Raw genomic sequence first — 19947 nt, forward strand, 5'->3', positions numbered from 1 at the left:
TTCCGCGCTGCCGAACGGCCCTATTCACATGCAATCTGGCATAAGGGGCCAAAGCGAGAAGCCGTGAAACGCTGCAGCGCTCATCCACGGCGGTTGGATGGCCGGTATGGATTTGCCAGCCGGGCAGTGCGTCACCCCCGGCAGCCGGCCCCGCCACGGGCCCGGGCAGTGGCGTTGATGGCCCATTTTTTTCAGTAATGCCAAGCCATTGTAACATCTTGCCCAAAAATGAAAACACCGTGTAACAGCCGTTAAGCACAAAGCAACGTTTCCGTAAACCAATGTTCATTTCGGCGACAATGAGTTGTAATGATGAATGCCGACCTTTGCAGGCAGAAATCAGAGTTGTAAATGCAAGATGAAAGTATTTAAGAGAATGATGGGTGCAGCCGCCCTCACGTCGCTTCTGGCCACACGCGTTTTTGCCGTCGACGCCGTTGTCCAGGGTGTCAATGTGAAGGGCAGCATCAAGGACGGCAAGTCGAAAGAGCCTCTCATCGGGGCTACGGTGAAGATTGTTGGGAGTAACATTGCAACTGTGACCGACGCCGAAGGCAACTACAGGCTGTCGGGCATAGCCGACGGCATATATGACATTGAGATAAAATATGTGGGCTACAAGACAGCAGTAAAGCGGCAGGTGAAGATAGAAGACGACAAGCTGACCACTCTCGACATGGAGCTTGAGAGCGACGAGCACAAGCTGGCCGATGTCGTTGTGGTGTCGCGGGCCAACCGCGAGTCGGAAAACGTGACGCTGATGGAGCAGAAGGCCGCCGTGATAGCCGTTCAGTCGGTGGGCGCCCAGGAGCTGTCGCGCAAGGGAGTGGGCGATGCCGAGGCCGCAGTGGCCAAGGTGTCGGGCATATCCAAGCAGGAAGGGGTGAAGAATGTGTTTGTGCGCGGCCTCGGCGACCGCTATAACATGACCACGCTCAACGGGTTTCCCGTTCCGTCGGAAGACCCCGAGTACAAGAACATTGCCCTTGGCTTCTTCTCGACAGACATCATACAGTCGATAGACGTCAACAAGGCGTTCTACAGCGACATACCTTCCGACGTGGCCGGAGCCGACATCAACATCACATCGAAGGAGCTCACCGGCGACGGAAAGCTGGACATAAGCATATCGGGCGGGCTGAACACGCAGACCGTGTCGGCCGACTTCATGAGGCTCGACGGGGTCAACGCCTTCGGATTTGCCGACAAGTCGCAGCCCGGGGCCGACCTGGGGGCCTACACATTCGGCAATTCGCTCGACCCGAGCAAGCACAGCTTGCAGGTCAACCAGAGCTACTACATATCAGGAGGGCGCGAGTTTACCGTGGGCAACAACCCGCTCAGGTTTTTCGTCGTGGCCGGGCACAACAAGAACTTCTCGCATTACGACGAAGAGGTGCGCAACTCAATCACCAGCGGAACGCTCTCGCAAGACATGACCGGCAACATATCGGAGGTGGAGACCAGCCAGATAGCCATGGCCAACCTGAGCTACGGCATTGGCAGCAAGCACCGCATTGGCTACAACTTCATGATGGTGCACTCTACAAAAGAGTCGGTGGGCGACTACTTGGGCATGGATGCCGACTATCAGTCGTCAGACACCTACGAGGGGTTCATGCGCCGGCAGCAGGTCAACGACAACATGCTGCTTGTAAACCAGTTGTCGACCAAATGGCAGATAGGCACCAACCTCGACCTCGACGCAGGCGTGGCTTACAACACAATTAGCGGCAACGAGCCCGACAGGCGCATCAACAACCTTGTGAAGACAGCCTCGGGATATGTGCCAATGAAGGGAACGGGCATACAGCAGCGTTATTTCTCTGAACTCGACGAGAAAGACCTCAACCTAAGGGCGGCGCTCACATATAAGCTGAAAGATGGGTTCGAACAGCACTCCAACGTGCAGCTGGGGTATATTGGGCGCATTGTAGACGACTCGTTTGAGGCCGTAGAGTACGACATGTCGGTGGTGAGGCAAGACGCCTTCGACATCGACGACGTCAGGTTTGACGACTATTTCAACCAAGACAACTTTGCCGGCGGTGCTTTCCAGCTCGACAGGAATGTCGACGAGTATTCGGTAAAGAAGAACGTGCACTCTGTTTTCGCCGAGGCAACATACCAGTTTACACCGCTGTTCACGGCCAATGTGGGCTTGAAATACGACGATGTGCTGCTCCGCGTGGCCTACAACGTCAACCGTGGCGGCAGCCAGGGCGAGCAAGAGATAGACAAGTCGTATGTCCTGCCGAGCCTCAACCTGCGCTACGACCTCACCGACAAGCACACGCTGCGCCTTGCGGCGAGCAAGACCTACACCCTGCCGCAGGCCAAGGAGATATCGCCTTTCCGCTACGTCAGCGTGAGTTTCAACAGCCAGGGTAACCCCGACCTGCAGCCGTCAGACAACTACAACCTCGACCTGAAGTGGGATTACTACCTCTCTCCGTCTGAGATATTCTCCGTGACCGGGTTCTACAAATACATCAAGCGGCCGATATCGCGCATCGAGATAGCCAGTGCGGGCGGCTTCCTGTCGTATGAGAACATTTCCGACCACGCCACGGCGGCAGGCGTCGAGGTGGAGCTCAAGAAGCACATCTTCTCAACGCCGCGCAAGGACGGAGGCCTGAGCAGGCTCACGTTCGGCGTCAACGGCGCATACACATACACCTGCGCAAAGGTTCCGCTGGCCACCGACCCGTCTGGTTCGCAGCTCGAAGGCGCTGCGCCGTGGATTGTCAACGCCGACCTCACATACATGTTGCGCACGGGGGCCAACTCGTTCAACGCCGCTGTGGTGTTCAACTATTTCAGCGACAGGATATACACCATCGGCACTGAAGGCTACCAGGACATTGTGGAAAACGGCATACCTACGCTCGACTTTGTGGCATCGGGCAAGCTCGGAAGCCATTTCGGCATCAACTTCAAGGCCCGAAACCTGCTCAACTCGGCCCGTCAGCTCACACGAAATGGCAACGCCACGGGCGAAGAGGTGGTGCTGAGCAAATACCGCAAGGGCATCGACCTGAGCCTGGGACTTACATATAGTTTTTGAAAACAGACATAAAGAGAGTACAACAAAACGACATTCAACTAATTATTATTATCATGCGAAAGTTTTTTCTTAACGCTTTGGCCTTCGCGGCCATTGCGAGTGCAGTGACACTCACATCATGCAGTGATGACGAAAATGCTAATACCGATGGCGACGATGACCTCGGAACTACCGTGCAATTGAGCGGAACCGTGTCGGAGACCATGACGCTCGACGCCTCGAAAGAATATGTGCTCACAGGAACCCTTACCGTGCCCGACGGAGCTACGCTCGTAATACCGGCCGGAACGACCATCAAGGCCAACCAGGGATTCGACAAATACATACTCGTGGCACAGGGAGGCCGCATTGAAGCGCGCGGCACGGCCGACAACCCCATCGTCTTCACGGCCAACAGCGACAACGCTTCGGCCGGCTTCTGGGGCGGGCTCGTCATCAATGGGTATGCTCCCATCTCGGGCAACGCGTCGGGAACGACTGCTGCCACCGAGGTTGACAACAACCAGATGTACGGAGGCACCGACGCTGCCGACAACAGCGGTGTGCTGCAGTATGTCGAGCTGCTTTACACCGGTGCCCGCTCTTCGGCAGACATTGAGCACAACGGACTTACGCTCAACGGCGTGGGAAGCGGTACGCAGATAAGCAACATCTACATCTCTGAGGGTGCCGACGACGCCATCGAGTTCTTCGGGGGCTCTGTAAACGTGACCAACCTGCTGGCAGTGAACTGCGACGACGACATGTTCGACTTCACCCAGGGCTACAGCGGAACGCTAAGCAACTGCTACGGAGTGTGGGAGAGCGGTTTCACCAGCACCGAGGAAGACCCGCGCGGAGTTGAGGCCGACGGCAACCTCGACGGCGACGGCCCCGACCACACGCCGCAGGCAAACTTCAACATCAGCGGAATGACCATTGCCAACTACTCTGAGGCGCAGTCAATGCAAGACGCGATAAAGGTGCGCCGCGGCGCTACGGCTCACATTACCAACGCTCTCGTGACGGGCAACGGGGCTATTGAAAACCTCATCGACCTCACCGACAGCAAGGGCGGAGCCAACACTGCCACCGAGATGAGCGTGACCAACAGCGCTACGCAGCTGACCGGCACACTGATCAACGAGGATGGCGAATATGCCGGCGTTGAGGTGGTGGCCGGAAACACCGGTGCCGACAACTCTGTATTCGGCTGGACTGGATATGAGTTTCCCGAGGCTACGGCCCCGGAGGTGATTGCCGAGGGCAACCTGCCTGCCGAGATAACCACGGCTGTGGCTCTCGAGGCCGGCAAAGAGTATTTCATCGACGGTAGCGTTCACGTCAAGGAGGGTGGCTCGCTGACCATTCCCGCTGGCATGACTATAAAGGCAAGGCAAGGGTTCGACAGCTTCATTCTTGTGGAGCGTGGCGGAAAGATATATGCCGACGGCACTGAAGACGCGCCCATAACATTCACCGCCGACAGCGAAACGGCCACTGCCGGCTACTGGGGAGGCATAATCCTAAACGGTAGGGCCCGCATATCCGGCGCCGGTGACGGCGTGAACGAAGCCGCAACCGAGGTTGACAATAATATAATGTATGGCGGTGACGACAATGCCGACAACTCCGGCAGGCTGACATACGTGCGCATTCTGTACTCGGGGGCACGCTCTTCGGCTGACATAGAGCACAACGGGCTCACGCTCAATGCCGTGGGCAACGGCACGCAGATAAGCAACATATACATTGCCGAGGGTGCCGACGACGCCATCGAGTTCTTCGGGGGCTCTGTCAACGTGAGCAACCTGCTGGCTGTCAACTGCGACGACGACATGTTTGACTTCACTCAGGGCTACTGCGGAACGCTAAGCAACTGCTACGGACGGTGGGAGTCGTCGTTCACGAGCACCGAGGAAGACCCCCGCGGGGTCGAGGCCGACGGCAACCTCGACGGCAATGGCCCCGACCACACGCCGCAGTCGGATTTCACCATCGAGAACATGACCATCGAAAACCTTGCCTCTGCACAGTCAATGCAGGATGCAATCAAGATTCGCCGCGGAGCCGCAGCACACATAACCAATGCTTTCGTTACCGGCTCGGGAGCCATCGAGAACCTCATTGACCTTACCGACAGCAAGGGAGACGCCGCCGCAAGCACTGAGATAAGCGTGACCAACAGCGCCACCAACGTCACTTCTGCAGAGATAAACCAAAACGGCACTTACGAGGGAGTGGGCATTGTTGAGGGCAACGCTGGCTGTCCTACAACCGGCTTTGGCTGGACTGGCTATTCTTTCTGACAATTTTTTCATAATGACTTGATAGGGGTGCGCCATGCGGGAAACTGTTCCTGACGGCGCACCCGCTTCGTCTTTCTTAGCCGCGGCGGGCGTCGCAGGTGGCAATGGTGAAACTGTTGGGGCTTGACGGCGGCCACAGGGCAGCCGGCAAGCCTTGTTACCTGTTGTTGGTATACGCAATGACAGTGGGCGTCAGCCGAAGAGTGCGCGCAAGGCTTCTTCCACTTTGCGCACCGGCACCAGTTCGATGTTGAATTTGCTGCGGTTGAATCCCTGCAGGTTGTGGCGCGGAACGATCATGTGGCTGAACCCCAGCTTCTCCGCTTCTGCCACCCGTTGCTCAATGCGGTTTACCGGGCGGACTTCTCCGCTGAGGCCCACTTCGCCGGCCATGCACCATCCCGACTCTATCGGGGTGTCTACGTTGCTCGACAGCACGGCCGCTATTACGCTCAGGTCCATGGCCAGGTCGGTCACGCGAAGGCCTCCCGCAATGTTGAGGAAGACGTCTTTTTGGGCCAGCTTGAACCCCACGCGCTTCTCGAGCACGGCCAGGAGCATGTTGAGCCGCCTCTGGTCGAAGCCCGTCGCCGTGCGTTGCGGGGTGCCGTAGGCTGCTGTCGACACCAGCGCCTGCGTCTCGACGAGAAACGGGCGCACGCCCTCGATGGCCGAACTGATGGCTATCCCGCTCAGGCCTTCATGGTCTTGGTTGAGCAAAAGCTCCGAAGGGTTGCTTACCTGGCGCAGTCCTGTCTGCAGCATTTCGTATATTCCAAGCTCGGAAGTGCTTCCGAAGCGGTTCTTTATGCTGCGAAGTATCCTGTACATGTAGTGCTGGTCGCCTTCAAACTGTATCACCGTGTCTACTATGTGCTCCAGTATCTTCGGGCCGGCAAGGGTTCCCTCCTTGGTGATGTGGCCTATGAGGATGACCGGGATGCCGCTCGTCTTTGCAAAACGGAGCAGCGCCGAGGCACATTCGCGCACCTGTGTGATGCTGCCGGGGCTTGAGTCTACGTCTTCGGTGGATATTGTCTGTATGGAATCTATTACCACCAGTTCCGGGGCAACGTCCTTTATGTGCTCGAATATGTGCTCGAGCGACGTCTCGCATAGTATCTGGCAAGAGTCGTTTTCGGGGTGATCTATCCGCTCGGCGCGCATTTTCAGCTGGTGGGCGCTTTCCTCCCCGCTCACGTAGAGTATCTTGCGCTCGGGCATCCTCAGTATTGTCTGCAGTGTGAGCGTGCTTTTTCCTATGCCGGGCTCGCCGCCCAGAAGCACTATCGACCCTGGCACCAGCCCGCCGCCGAGCACGCGGTTGAGTTCGGCGTCGTACATGTCCATGCGCGGTTCGTCCTTTGCGCTTATCTCGCTCAGTCTCAGCGGTTTGTTGCCTTTGCCCGAGGCATGGGCGTGGCGCACGGTCATTGCGGCCGACTTGGCCGCCATTGTGCCCGTGTCTGCCGCTATCCTTATCTCCTTAAACGTGTTCCACTGTCCGCAACTGGGGCATTTGCCAATCCATTTGGCAGACTCCTGGCCGCAGTTGCTGCACACGTAAGCTGTCTTGTCTTTTGCCATAACAGCACAAAAGTAGCAATTATTTTCGTCATTACGAAATTATTTATTAATTTTGCACCGTGCAAACGGCTAATATCGCACATTAATTTATAGAACTCGGCAGGGGCGCTCGTGTAATCAATACGCTGGGCGTCCCTCTTTAGATTTAAAAAACAGCAAATCAGGATGAAGCATATCCATATCGTTTTCATCATATTGGCCATGCTGGTGGCCTGCGGACAGTCGGCCGAAGAGAAAGACCGCTTGTCGCGGCAGGAGCGCCTGCGTCTGGCCCGCGAAGACTCGGCGGCGCTCAAGGTGGCTGTAATGCCTACGCTCGACTGCCTTCCCTTGTATGTGGCACAGATGTACAATCTGTTTGATACGCTCGGTGCCGACGTGCGGCTGAAGCCATATACGGCGCAGATGGACTGTGACACGGCCTTGCAGCGCAAGCGAGTGGAGGGTGCCGTCACCGACCTCGTGCGCGGCCAAAGGATGGTGAAGGAGGGCACGCCGCTTACCTATGTGACATCGACCAATGCCTATTGGCAGCTCATCACCAACCGCAACGCCCGCATAACCAACTTGAAGCACCTTGACGACAAGATGCTGGCCATGACCCGCTATTCGGCCACCGACCTGCTGGCCGACCGTGCCGTGGCGATGTCGGGGCTGAAGCCCGAGCGCGTTTTCCGCGTGCAGATAAACGATGTGGGCGTGCGTCTTAAGATGCTGCAGAACAACTCGATGGACGCAATGATGCTCACCGAGCCCCAGGCTGCCGTGGCCCGCATCGGCAAGCACCGCGTGCTGCTCGACTCGCGCAAGCTGGACATAAGCCTGGGGGCGTTTGCCTTCAGGAGCGAATTGATGGAAGACAAGGGCCGGAAGAAGCAAATAGACATATTCCTAAGGGCTTACAACATGGCGTGCGACTCCATCAACGAGCACGGAGTGGCCGCTTACAGGGAGCTGGTGGCGCGATATTGTGGGGTGGGAGAGGCCGCTGCCGACTCCATTCCGGCCGGCTTGAAGTTTGGCCATGCCGCCGCCCCACGCAAGAAAGACATCGAACTGGCAGACAGTTGGCTCGCCAGGCAGTGAAACAATGGCTTATGGAAAGAAACAAGACACTCGACCACATATTCAGTTTGCTCGGTTCGATGGCGCTCAGCGAGGCCATCGACGAGCTCGAGACATTCGGCGCTGCCCACCCGGAGCTTTCGTTGGATGCGCGCCTTCGCGAGATACGCAGCGACTACAGGCTGATGTTCGACTATTGGAGCAAGGGTTTCAAGGACGAACAGCTGGAGCTTGTATACCGCAACTTCATATATCGGATGTACAGGCTGACGGCCGACGTGGGCATGCGCTACGCCATAGCCCACTCTTCATACCTGACTGCAATAGACAACCGCGTCAGGTCGGCCGGCCGCGACTGGTCGCCGGCAGCCTTGCAGGCCGGGCTTGAAGGCTTTGTATCTGACGTGGCACTGCTCGAACTCGAGCCTGCCCACGTGCGTGCCGAGAAGAAGCAGGGGCTGCACAGGGCCCACCGGCAGATGATGAACGACCTGTTTGATTACATCTGGACGTCGTCTCAGTGGACCGACAGCACCGCCGAGTCGATGGCTCAGCTGCTCCTGGCTCCCACGGTCGACACAATCGACCAGCAGCTCATTGTGTCGGCAGTGATGCTGGGCTGCATGAACATGTTTGACATAAACAAGTTCAGGGTGATGCTCACCGTCTACCGGCAGAGCTCCGACGAGCAGGTGCGCCAGCGGGCGCTGGTGGGCTGGGCCCTGTCTGCGGGTGTGGGGATGCACCATATATTCCCGGAAGAGCGCGAGATGGTGGGCGGATTGCTGGCCGACGAGCATGTTTGCAAGGAGCTCGTAGAGCTGCAGATACAGCTGTTCTACTGCCTCAGCGCCGAGAACGACAACCGCAAGATACAGCAAGAGATAATGCCCGACCTGCTGAAGCACAACGGCTTGAGCATAACACCAAACGGAATAGAAGAGAAAGAGGGCGACTCCATCGAAGACATAATCCACCCTGAGGAGGCCGAACGCAGGATGGAGAAGGTGGAAGAGAGCTTCCGGCGGATGCTCGACATGCAGAAGTCGGGCGCCGACATATATTTCGGCGGCTTCTCGCAGATGAAGCGTTTCCCGTTTTTCGACAGCATTGGCAACTGGTTTGTGCCGTTCTACCCCGAGCACCCGGCCATCAGCCAGGCCTACGGCACCAATGCAGACACAAGGATGATAAGGAACATCGTAGACCACATGCCATTCTGCAACAGCGACAAGTATTCGTTTGTGATAGCATTCAGGCAAGTGGTTGACCGGATTCCGCAAAACATCCGCGAGATGCTTGCCAACGGCAGCGTGGCGGGCATGGAGGCCGTGGCTGCCGAGGAGCAGGGAAAGCCCGAATACATACGCCGCCAGTATCTGCAAGACCTCTACCGCTTCTTCAGGCTTTACCCGTCGCGCAGCATGCTTTACAATCCTTTTGGCCATGATGCCGACGGCCATGTGTTCAACTATGTTTTTTTCGCAAACCCAATATTCTCTGCCACGCCGCTCGAGGCCTGCTACGGCGAGGTGGTGGGCTGCATGATGAAGCGCGGCATGTACCGCGAGGCGGCGTCAGTGCTGGCAAACTGCAGTGTGCCGGGGCGCGACTTCCTATATTACATGCACTGCGGCAGCCTGCGACTGCACCATCCGGCAGCATCGGGTGGCCTGGCCCTGCCGCAGGCGTCGGCATGCTTTGAGGAGGCATTGCGCCTGCGCCCCGACTCTGCCAAGGCTCTGAGTGGTTACGCACGCGCCAAGTTTTACGACGGAGAATATGCCGTGGCCGAAGATGCCTATGCCCGTTTGTCGGCCATGCACCCCGAGCGCAAGAGCAGCGTGCTCAACATGGCGGTGTGCATGGTAAACCTCGGCAAGAGCGACGAGGCGCTGAAGCACCTGTATAAGCTCAACTATGAAAGTCCGGACGACGACAGGGTGAACCGCGTGATGGCGCGGGCGCTGGTGTGCGCTGGCCAGTATGACAAGGCCGAAAAGGCTTACCTGGCGCTGTGCGCCGGGCAGGAGGCGGAGCCCGAAGACCACCTCAACCACGGGCTTTGCCGGTGGCTTGCCGGCGACAAGGCCGGGGCGGCAGAGTGTTTCGTTGAATATGTCAGGGCGCACGGAGGCGATGCAGGAGTGGCCGGGTGCCGCTCGCTGTTCTATGCCGACGTGGCCGACAAGGAGCGGGAGTTGCTTGCCGGCAATGGCATCACGCCAACAGAGGTTCACCTGATGTGCGACCTTGTGTGCGACTTGGCTTTCCGAATAAGGTAAGTGAAGCCCAGCGGGATGCCCACACCCGCTATTGTGTAGAGAATCCAGAACAAGTCGTCTTGCGAATGCACGTGGATGACGGTGTGGCAGCCTATTTGCAGGAAGTCGAGGCCGTACCACCAAATCTTGACAAGGCTCACTACCTTGAACGCAACGAGGTGGAAAACGAGTATCTGCAGGGTGTTGTCGCCGCAGAAGACGAGGAAACGCTTGAGCCGTCCCTCACGTCTGTCGAGCCACAGGCTTATGTTGTATGTCATCAGGAAGCCGCAGATGGCCGGCAGGGGCAGTCGCAGGAAACGCTCAAAGTCGGCGTTCCACGCCATGCTCGACGGGGCATAGAGCGAAAACACAAGTGTGATGGCGGCAAATGCAACCGTCGACCACCATGTGGCTTTGTATTTTTCATGCATTTGCCTGAATATGAATCCGCAGCCGAAGAAGAACGTTCCCATAATCTCGCGGTATCCGCCCTGTATCAGGTTGGTCACCCTGAGGCCCTCGCCCGTTTTCCATGCCCCTAAGGCCAGGGCCGCCAAGCAGACGGCCACGGGCACCACTGTGGTGCGCCATGCCTGTTTGCCCGCACCCGTGGCAGCCATGTCGAACAGCTTGAAGAGCACAAGGTAGAAGATGCTTGCCACGAACAGTCCGCGGAAAAACCAGAAAGCCCCGTTCAGAAACTGGTCGTAGCCGCCCATGGCCGTCACAATCGTCCACAGGTTTTGCTGCATCTGGTGCCATGAGTAGGGGTGGGTGACGCCTCCGCCCGGGTTGCCGTATTTCTCGTTGAGGATGCCAAGGTCGAACATCCAGTTGTGTATTATCAGGAAGAACACCGCCCACTTGACAAACGGCAGGTAGAGCCCCTTGATTCTTTTCTTTACGAACGTGGCTTCATCTGAAAGGTATTTCACCGAAAAGAAATAGCCCGCCGTGATGAAGAACAGCGGCATGTGAAATTCGTAGGCGAATGTGCAAAGGGCCGAAGGGCACTCGCTGTGGGTTATCACCATAAGTATTATGCCTATGGCTTTGCAGATGGATATCACGGTGTTGCGCTTTCCCATTGTCGTTGGCTTGCGTTTGGCTTGCGCGGCTTCTCACCGTGGCAAGCGTTGTTTGGTTGTCTTGTCTTTATGTGTTAAGTGAGTTGTGCGGCCGCGCCGTGTGGCTGCTTTTGCGGCAAGGCCCGTATTGCCTTGCCAAACGGGCCGTATGGCGATGCCGGACGGCCCGTTTGGCAGCGTGGTTCCGCCCGTTTTGCAATGCGCTGCGCGTCAGGTTGTTGCGGAGTCCACGGATGCCGGCGCGGCCTGGGCGCGGGCGTGTGTCAGAGGAACGGCGTGAGCAGGTGGGCCAGCCATCCCACAAACTTCTTCCACGGCGTGCGGAACTCGTCCCAGTATTCGGGCGTAAGGTATATGCTTTGCTTCTTGTCGTTGTCAAACATGTCGTCGAGCTGCTTCGTGGTGGGCTTGTCCACTATCACGGCGTTCTCCTCGTAGTCCCAGCTCAGGCTCCTTGAGTTGAGGTTGGCGCTGCCCACCGTGCAGTAGCGGCCGTCGACCATTATCACCTTCGAGTGGTGGAAGCCGGGTTGGTAGAGCCATACGTCGGCTCCTTTCTTCATCAGCTTGTGCACGTTGTAGAACACGCAGTCGGGCGTGAGCGGTATGTCGCTGTGGGCCGAGACCAATATCTCTACCTTCACCCCGCGCTTCAGGGCGTTCTTTATAGCCTTTTTCACCTTTCGGTTGAGCGTGAGGTAGGGGTTGATGAGCTTTATCGAGTCTTTCGCGCTGTTGAAGGCGTTGATGTAGAACGTGCGTATTATCTCGTTGGTGGTTCGCGGTTCGCGGTTGATGATGCCCACTTTCTTGTGGCCGGCAGTCTGCGTGGTGTCGGGTTTCAGCCCCGTTATCTCCACCGGTTGGTAGGCCCTGAAATACTTCTGGTCCCAGATGTCTTCGCCCGTCACCTTCTTCCACATCCTCACGAATATCATTTGCAGCTGGCTCACGGCCCCGCCTTCTATGCGGCAGTGCATGTCGCGCCATTCGCCCACCTGCTTCGTGCCCTTTATGTAGTAGTCGGCCACGTTCATGCCGCCGGTGTAGGCCACGTTGCCGTCGATGACTACAATCTTCCGGTGGTCGCGTGTGAACACGTGGTTTATCCACGGGAAGCGTATAGGGTCGAACTCGTATATCTGTATGCCTTCCTCCCGGAGCTTTTCAATGTGCTTTTTCTTAAGCGGCCGGTTGTTGGAGTCGTTGCCGAAACCGTCGAACAGCGCCCTCACCTCGACCCCCTCCTTGGCCTTTTGCCGCAGTATGGTGAACAGTTCGGCGGCTATCGAGTCGTTGCGGAAGTTGAAGTACTCAAGGTGGATGCTGCTTTTGGCCTGCCTGATGGCTTTGAACATGTCGTCAAACTTCTCCTGCCCCGACATCAGCAGCACCACTTTGTTGTTGTCGGTGAACGTCACGCCCTCCTTCTCCAGCACACTGACAATGGTCGAGTCGCTGGTGGGCGTGGCTTCGTCTGCCGATGCAGTGGCCACCGACAGCATCAATGCAATGATAAGGTAGTTAAGTCTGGTCATTCGTAAGGTTTAGGTGTGGTCACACCATGCATGAGTAGTGGTCGACGACACCCAGCAGATGGTTGTCGCCATCGACCACGAGCACTGTGTGTATCTTGTACTTGTTCATGATGTCCTGTATTTCCGTTATCCTTGTTTGCGGGGAAACCGTCTTCGGTTGCCGCGTCATTATGTCGGCGACGGTGCGGTCGAAGAACTCGGCCTGCCATTTCTCCATTGCCCGTCGGATGTCGCCGTCGGTGATGAGCCCCACAATCCTGCCGTCGCACTCGGCCACCCCGAGGCCCAGCTTGCCTTTGCTGACAAGTATGATGGCCTCGCCCAGGTGCATCTCGGGCGTGATGATGGGCATGTCGGTGGTTCTCATCACGTCTTGCGCCGTGGTGAGCAGCCGCTTGCCCAGCTCGCCGCCGGGGTGGAACTGGGCGAAGTCCTTGGGCTGGAAGTTGCGCCGTTCCATCAGTGCCACGGCCAGGGCGTCGCCCATGGCCAGCGTGGCCGTGGTGCTGCTTGTGGGCGCGAGGTTTAGCGGGCATGCCTCCTTGCGCACGCTGACGTTGATGTGGTAGGTGGAGTATTTGGCAAGCAGCGAGCCGGGGTTGCCGCTCATGCCGATGATGGGCACCTTCATGTGCTGCAGCATGGGTATGAAGCGCAGCAGCTCGTCGGTCTGCCCCGAGTTGGATATGGCGAGCACCACGTCGTCGGGCGTCATCACGCCGAGGTCTCCGTGGTAAACGTCGAGCGGGTTGATGAAGAACGACGGTGTGCCGGTGCTCGATAGCGTGGCTGCAATCTTTGCCCCAATGTGTCCGCTCTTGCCCACGCCGGTGACAATCACCTTGCCGTGGCAGGCCAGTATCAGTTCGACAGAATGGTCGAAATTGTCGTCGAGTTGTGGTATCAGGTCGAGCAGGGCCTGGGCCTCGTCCTTGATGCACTGTGTGGCATAGTCTCTTACTGTCATGTCGTTAGCCGGTTTTTTGCGTCATTCTGTTATTTCCTTCACCAAGTCGGCGAGCTTCGCAAGTTCGAGCATGTTGGCCGCGTCGCTCAGTCCGCGGTCGGGGTCGGGATGAACCTCAAAGAACCATCCCGTGGCCCCGAACGCCTTGGCGGCCATGGCCATCTGAGGCACGAAGCGGCGGTCGCCACCGGTCTTGCCCCCTGCGCCCCCGGGGCGTTGCACGCTGTGCGTGCAGTCCATGATGACCGTGGGCACAATGGCGAGCATGTCGGCAATGTTGCGGAAGTCTACCACAAGGTTGTTGTAGCCGAACATGTTGCCCCGCTCAGTGAGCCACACCTCGGTGGCCCCGGCGTCGAGCGCCTTCTCGACAGGGAAGCGCATGTCGGCGCCGCTCAGGAACTGGGCTTTCTTTATGTTCACCGTACGCCCCGTCTTGGCAGCGGCCACGAGCAGGTCGGTCTGGCGGCAGAGGAAGGCCGGTATCTGCAGCACGTCGGCCACCTCGGCCACCGGCTGTGCCTGCCAGCTCTCGTGTATGTCGGTGAGTATGCGCAGCCCGTAGCGGCTCTTGATGTCGGCAAGCATCTGCATGCCACGCTCCAGTCCGGGGCCGCGGAATGAGCTCACCGACGTGCGGTTGGCCTTGTCGAACGATGCCTTGAATATTATGTCGGTGCCCAGCCGGCTGTTTATCCTTACCAGTTCGGCGGCCACCGTGTCGAGCAGTTCTGCCGACTCGATGACACAAGGGCCTGCTATTATGGTATGTTTCATGTAAATGTAATCCTAATGTTTATGCGTTGCAAAAGTACGAATAATCACTGTAATAAACGAAGAAAAACGATTAAATGACCTTACAGACGCTTAAAACTTGTGTTGTGTCGGCAGTTTTTTGCCGTCGGTGGCGGTGCCGCAGTGGGCAGCGGTGGCGCCGTGGGGCGGGCCGGTTGGCTGAAAAGTCGTTTTTCCGGGCTTGCGTTGCCGTTTTCCGGGCTTTTATTCTTACTTTTGCGGTCAAAAAGATACTGTTGGATATGATACTTATAGCAGACAGCGGAAGCACAAAGACCGACTGGTGGCTTGCCGATGGCGGCCACGTGGTGAGGCGCGCGGCCTCGCAGGGCATAAACCCGTTCCATCAGGATGGAGGCGTGATATATGGCATTGTCGACGGTGAGCTGCTGCCGCAACTGGGCGACGACGAGCCGCGGGCCGTGTTCTTCTATGGCAGCGGGTGCAGCCATGAGATGGCCCCTGTGGTGGTTGAGGCCCTCGGCAGGGCTTTCCCGCATGCCGCGGCTATAGAGGCGCACGGCGACTTGCTCGGGGCGGCCAGGGCCGTATGCGGCCCGGAGCAGGGCATAGCCTGCATATTGGGCACGGGGTCGAACTCTTGCCTGTACGACGGCACGTCCATAAAGCTCAACACGCCGCCGCTGGGCTACATCCTCGGCGACGAGGGCAGCGGGGCTGTGCTGGGCCGCAATTTCGTCAACGCCATGTTCAAGGGCGGCCTGAGCGCGGGGCTGCGCGACAGCTTCATTGCCGAGAGCGGGCTGACCATGGCCGAGATAGTGCGCCGCGTATACCGCGAGCCCATGGCCAACAGGTTCCTGGCCTCGCTGTCGCCGTTTATCCACCGCCACATTGCAGACGCCTCGCTGCGCAGACTGGTCATCGACAACTTCCGCAGCTTCTTCCGTCGCAACGTGTCGGCATACGGCCGGGCCGACCTGCCTGTGGGTGTGGTTGGCAGCGTGGGGTATTATTATTCGGCAGAATTGTCAGAGGCGGCCGATGCCGAGGGCTTCCGCCTTGGCCGGGTGGTGCGCAGTCCGATGGAGGGGCTTGTGGCCTATCACGCCAGCCAAGGCCGTTAGGCCTTAGGGGGCATGGCTGTCGGCCATGCCTTGCCGCAGGCTGTTGGCGGTGGTGTGGCGTGCGCCTGGTCGGTGCCAGCCGAGGGTTTCGCGCTTGCTGTGGCCCCGGAGCGCAATGCGCTGGCAGCCAGGGATATGCGGCGGGTTCTGCCGGTTGTGGCCGTCGTTGCCGTTTGCCATTCCCAAGCGTCGTGCGCGGCACTTGCAGGCGTGCCGTTCGGCATTGTGGGCGGCGCCTCGTCGTGGCGGTTTTTCGCCCCCGGCCCCTGTCGCCGGCAACGCGTGTCGGCGGGGAGGGCAGCGGCTCTCATCGTCGCAAATACGCATGGCGGCCCTCGTACACGCGCGCACGTACGTTAAACTATCGCTTAGGTAAAAACATTTTTGCGGCGTTTAGCTTTTCTTTGCGATAAATTTACTACCTTTGCAAGCGCTAAAGGCGTACAAATTTGTAATATTATAGTTTTTTATGTATTTTACTTTATTTATTACCGTTATCTTGACGGCTGTCGTATTGGTTGTTGGCGCGTATGTCGTGGCCAAGCTGATAGGACCGCGTTCATACAATCCGGTAAAGGGTGAGCCGTTTGAGTGCGGTATCCCGACTCGGGGCACATCGTGGATTCCCGTGCACGTGGGTTACTACCTCTTCGCAATCCTGTTCTTGATGTTCGACATCGAGACGGTGTTCCTCTACCCTTGGGCAGTTGTCGTTAAGCAGTTTGGAGCGATGGCTCTTTGCAGCATCGGCTTCTTCATGCTGGTACTTGTATTTGGCTTGGCGTACGCCTGGCGGAAAGGAGCGTTGGAATGGAAGTAAGAAAGCCTGTAATCAAGAGCATCCCCTATGGGGAGTTCAAGGACAACGAGACCCTCGAGAAACTCATCGCCGAGCTCAACGAGGGCGGAGCCAACGTGATACTCGGGTCGCTCGACCAAGTGATCAACTGGGGGCGAAGCAACTCGCTCTGGTCGCTGACTTTCGCAACGAGCTGCTGCGGTATCGAGTTCATGGCTGTGGGCTGCGCCCGCTATGACTTCGCGCGCTTTGGCTTCGAGGTGACGCGTAACTCGCCGCGACAGGCCGACCTCATCATGTGCGCCGGAACGATAACCCACAAGATGGCACCCGTGTTCAAGCGCCTCTACGACGAGATGGCCGACCCGAAGTATGTGATTGCTGTGGGCGGATGCGCCATATCAGGCGGCCCGTTCAAAGACAGCTACCACGTGGTGAAGGGCATATCCGAGATTGTGCCCGTGGATGTTTACATCCCCGGTTGCCCGCCGCGCCCGGAGGCCATCATGTACGGCATGATGCAGTTGCAGCGCAAGGTCAAGATAGAGAAATTCTTCGGAGGCGTCAACCACAAGCAGACTGCCGAAGAGCGCCGAGAGGCCATGAAGCCCATCGTGGTGACCAATGTGCCGAAGGACTTCGACCCGAAGGCAGGCCAGACTGAATAATATAATAAGGTAAGAGAAGATATGAAACTGAATAACTTAGTATTCGACAAGAACAGCTTCGCCGCCGAAATGGCCAAGCTGAGGAATGACAAGCATTTTGACTACCTTGTTACTATCGTCGGCGAAGACTTCGGCGAGGAGGGCCTCGGGTGTATATACATTCTTGAGAACACCGATACCAACGAGCGCCTGTCGGTGAAGGAGATGGCCGAGCGCATTGGTGACGACTATGTCATCCCCACAGTGTGCCACCTCTGGAAGTCGGCCGACCTGCTCGAGCGCGAGGTGTTCGACTTCTTCGGCATCAAGTTCCTCGGACACCCCGACATGCGCCGCCTCTACCTGCGCAGCGATTTTGTGGGCTATCCGTTCCGCAAGGACTATGACATGAGCCCGGAGAACAACAGATATACGCTCGACGACGACATAGAGCCCGACTTTACGTACGAGTATTCGCTCGACGCCGACGGCAACCTGCAGGCTAAGCAGCACAAGCTGTTCACCGACGACGACTTCGTTGTGAACATTGGCCCGCAGCACCCCTCTACTCACGGCGTGCTCAGGTTGCAGACCGTGCTCGACGGCGAGATTGTAAAGAAGATATACCCGCACTTCGGCTACATTCACCGCGGTGTGGAGAAAATGTGCGAAAAGTACACTTACCCGCAGACTCTGGCCCTGACCGACCGCCTCGACTACCTCAGCGCCATGATGAACCGCCACGCCCTGTGCGGCGTAATCGAGGAAGCCATGGGGATAGAGCTGTCTGACCGCATCCAGTACATACGTACCATAATGGACGAGCTGCAGCGACTCGACAGCCACCTGCTGTATATAGGGTGCTGCGCACAGGACCTCGGGGCGCTCACGGCATTCCTTTACTCTATGCGCGACCGCGAGCACGTGCTCAACGCAATGGAGGAAACCACCGGCGGAAGGCTCATACAGAACTACTACAGGATAGGAGGCTTGCAGGACGACATAGACCCCAACTTCGTCAGCAACGTGAAGGCGCTGTGCCAGTACATCAAGCCAATGTTCCAGGAGTACATGGATGTGTTCGGCGACAATGTCATCATGCAGAACCGCTTCAGGGAAGTGGGCCCGCTGTCGAAGGCCGACGCCATAAGCTACGGTGTATCAGGAGCCTCAGGACGCGCCTCCGACTGGCACAACGACGTGCGCAAGAACCATCCCTATGCCATGTATGGCAAGGTTGACTTCGACGAGGTGACCAACGGCATGTGCGACTCCATGGGCCGATACCTCATCCGTATCGAGGAGATGAAACAGAGTGTGCGCATCATCGAGCAGCTTATCGACAACATACCTGCAGGAGACTTCTACATAAAGCAGAAGCCGATAATCAAGGTTCCCGAGGGACAGTGGTTCTTCTCATGCGAAGGTAGCCGCGGAGAAATAGGCGTATACCTCGACTCGAAGGGCGACAAGTCGCCTTACAGGCTCAAGTTCAAGCCAATGGGACTCAACCTCGTGGCTGCCATGGACGAGATGCTGCGCGGACAGAAGGTGGCCGACCTTATCACCACCGGTGCCGCACTCGACTTCGTGATACCCGACATCGACAGATGACGGCATGTTCTTTATTCATAATTAAAATTCACGATTAAACGAAATGTTTGATTTTAGCATAGTTACAACGTGGTTCGACAGCCTCCTGCGCCAAACCCTCGGCTTGGGAGATTTCTGGTCGATACTTATCGAGTGCATACTGGTGGGCGTGCTCATCCTTGCTGGATACGCCATGCTGGCTATCGTCTTGATTTTCATGGAGCGCAAGGTGTGTGCTTACTTCCAGTGCCGCCTGGGCCCGATGCGAGTGGGCCCGTGGGGCATTTTCCAGGTGTTTGCCGATGTGCTGAAGATGCTCATCAAGGAGATTTTCGCCGTCGACAAGGCCGACAAGCTGCTTTATTGCGTGGCGCCTTTCCTCGTCATCATTGCCTCTGTGGGCACTTTCTCATTCCTGCCTTGGAACAAGGGTGCCGAGATTCTTGACTTCAACGTGGGCATCTTCCTGCTTACTGCCGTGTCGAGCATCGGAGTCATCGGTATATTCATGGCCGGATGGGGCAGTAACAACAAGTATGGCGTGGTTTCGGCCATGCGTGGCGCCGTGCAGCTCATATCTTATGAAATGTCGCTCGGGCTCTGTCTCGTAACGGCAGTTATACTCACCGGCACCATGCAGGTGTCCGGAATAGTGGAGGCACAGACCGGTCCGTGGAACTGGCTCATATTCCAAGGCCATGTTCCGGCCATCATTGCGTTCCTCGTTTTCCTCGTCGCAGGCAACGCAGAGGCCAACCGCGGCCCGTTTGACCTTGCCGAGGCCGAGAGCGAGCTCACCGCAGGTTACCACACGGAATACAGCGGTATGGGATTCGGCTTCTATTACCTGGCCGAGTATCTCAATCTGTTTGTCATTGCAGGCATAGCAACCACAGTGTTCCTTGGTGGCTGGGCGCCGGTCAACATAGGCATCGAGGCTTTCGACGCAGTGATGGATTACATACCCGGCATCGTATGGTTCCTGGGCAAGACCTTCGCCATTGTGTGGCTGTTGATGTGGATTCGCTGGACATACCCACGCCTCCGCATCGACCAGATACTGAAGCTCGAGTGGAAGTATCTCATGCCGCTGTGTCTGCTCAACCTGGTTCTCATGACAATAATCGTTGCCTTTGGGTGGCACTTCTAAACAAGTAA

The 19947-nt window shown here is 57.5% G+C and carries 13 protein-coding genes and 1 pseudogene; 9 read left to right on the plus strand and 5 right to left on the minus strand.

Annotation, left to right across the window (positions count from 1 at the left end):
• Window positions 1-358: 358 nt before the first annotated feature.
• Window positions 359-3067, plus strand: a complete 2709-nt coding sequence (locus tag M3089_RS00340; protein WP_249081165.1) for a TonB-dependent receptor — start codon at window positions 359-361, stop codon at window positions 3065-3067.
• 53 nt (window positions 3068-3120) lie between these two features.
• Window positions 3121-4278 (plus strand): annotated as a pseudogene (locus M3089_RS00345) (hypothetical protein); the annotation flags it as partial.
• A gap of 1269 nt (window positions 4279-5547) precedes the next feature.
• Here the strand turns inward: M3089_RS00345 and radA are convergent.
• Window positions 5548-6942 carry a DNA repair protein RadA gene (gene radA, locus M3089_RS00355; RefSeq protein WP_249081166.1) on the minus strand — a complete coding sequence of 465 codons (1395 nt, stop codon included), beginning with the start codon at window positions 6940-6942 and terminating at the stop codon, window positions 5548-5550.
• A gap of 165 nt (window positions 6943-7107) precedes the next feature.
• Between radA and M3089_RS00360 the strand changes: the two genes are divergently transcribed.
• Both M3089_RS00360 and M3089_RS00365 read left to right on the plus strand, forming a co-directional pair.
• Entirely contained in the window at window positions 7108-8028 is a 921-nt protein-coding gene (locus tag M3089_RS00360) for an ABC transporter substrate-binding protein (protein WP_249081167.1), read from the plus strand.
• A gap of 11 nt (window positions 8029-8039) precedes the next feature.
• A complete protein-coding gene (locus M3089_RS00365) occupies window positions 8040-10292 on the plus strand; it encodes a tetratricopeptide repeat protein (protein ID WP_249081168.1) in 2253 nt (750 codons plus the stop codon).
• Here M3089_RS00365 and M3089_RS00370 read toward each other — a convergent pair.
• From M3089_RS00370 to kdsA, 4 genes are all read right to left on the minus strand, one after another.
• Window positions 10244-11362: an acyltransferase family protein gene (locus tag M3089_RS00370; protein WP_249081169.1), complete on the minus strand. Its 1119-nt coding sequence runs from the start codon at window positions 11360-11362 to the stop codon at window positions 10244-10246. The two genes, M3089_RS00365 and M3089_RS00370, sit on opposite strands and share 49 nt — an antisense overlap.
• Before the next feature lie 263 nt (window positions 11363-11625).
• Complete coding sequence (cls, locus tag M3089_RS00375; RefSeq protein WP_249081346.1) at window positions 11626-12867, minus strand: cardiolipin synthase; 1242 nt, start codon at window positions 12865-12867, stop codon at window positions 11626-11628.
• Window positions 12868-12919: 52 nt separating this feature from the next.
• Window positions 12920-13867: a KpsF/GutQ family sugar-phosphate isomerase gene (locus M3089_RS00380; RefSeq protein ID WP_205108795.1), complete on the minus strand. Its 948-nt coding sequence runs from the start codon at window positions 13865-13867 to the stop codon at window positions 12920-12922.
• A gap of 21 nt (window positions 13868-13888) precedes the next feature.
• Window positions 13889-14644, minus strand: a complete 756-nt coding sequence (gene kdsA, locus M3089_RS00385; protein WP_205108797.1) for a 3-deoxy-8-phosphooctulonate synthase — start codon at window positions 14642-14644, stop codon at window positions 13889-13891.
• Window positions 14645-14904: 260 nt separating this feature from the next.
• On the opposite strand from kdsA, the gene M3089_RS00390 reads away from it, so the two are divergent.
• The 5 genes from M3089_RS00390 to nuoH all read left to right on the plus strand — a co-directional run bounded on the left by M3089_RS00390 (window position 14905) and on the right by nuoH (window position 19939).
• Window positions 14905-15750 (plus strand): ATPase, encoded by an 846-nt coding sequence (locus M3089_RS00390; protein WP_249081170.1) that lies wholly within the window; start codon window positions 14905-14907, stop codon window positions 15748-15750.
• A 469-nt stretch (window positions 15751-16219) separates the two neighbouring features.
• A complete protein-coding gene (locus M3089_RS00395) occupies window positions 16220-16570 on the plus strand; it encodes an NADH-quinone oxidoreductase subunit A (RefSeq protein ID WP_205108801.1) in 351 nt (116 codons plus the stop codon).
• Complete coding sequence (locus M3089_RS00400; RefSeq protein ID WP_249081171.1) at window positions 16561-17217, plus strand: NADH-quinone oxidoreductase subunit B; 657 nt, start codon at window positions 16561-16563, stop codon at window positions 17215-17217. Before M3089_RS00395 ends, M3089_RS00400 begins: the two co-directional genes overlap by 10 nt.
• 21 nt (window positions 17218-17238) lie before the next feature.
• Window positions 17239-18810 (plus strand): NADH-quinone oxidoreductase subunit D-related protein, encoded by a 1572-nt coding sequence (locus M3089_RS00405; RefSeq protein ID WP_205108805.1) that lies wholly within the window; start codon window positions 17239-17241, stop codon window positions 18808-18810.
• A 43-nt stretch (window positions 18811-18853) separates the two neighbouring features.
• Window positions 18854-19939 carry an NADH-quinone oxidoreductase subunit NuoH gene (gene nuoH, locus M3089_RS00410; RefSeq protein ID WP_205108807.1) on the plus strand — a complete coding sequence of 362 codons (1086 nt, stop codon included), beginning with the start codon at window positions 18854-18856 and terminating at the stop codon, window positions 19937-19939.
• The last annotated feature ends 8 nt before the right edge of the window (window positions 19940-19947 follow it).

The sequence above is a fragment of the Marseilla massiliensis genome, assembly GCF_023336985.1.
Lineage (GTDB): Bacteria > Bacteroidota > Bacteroidia > Bacteroidales > Bacteroidaceae > Prevotella > Prevotella intestinigallinarum.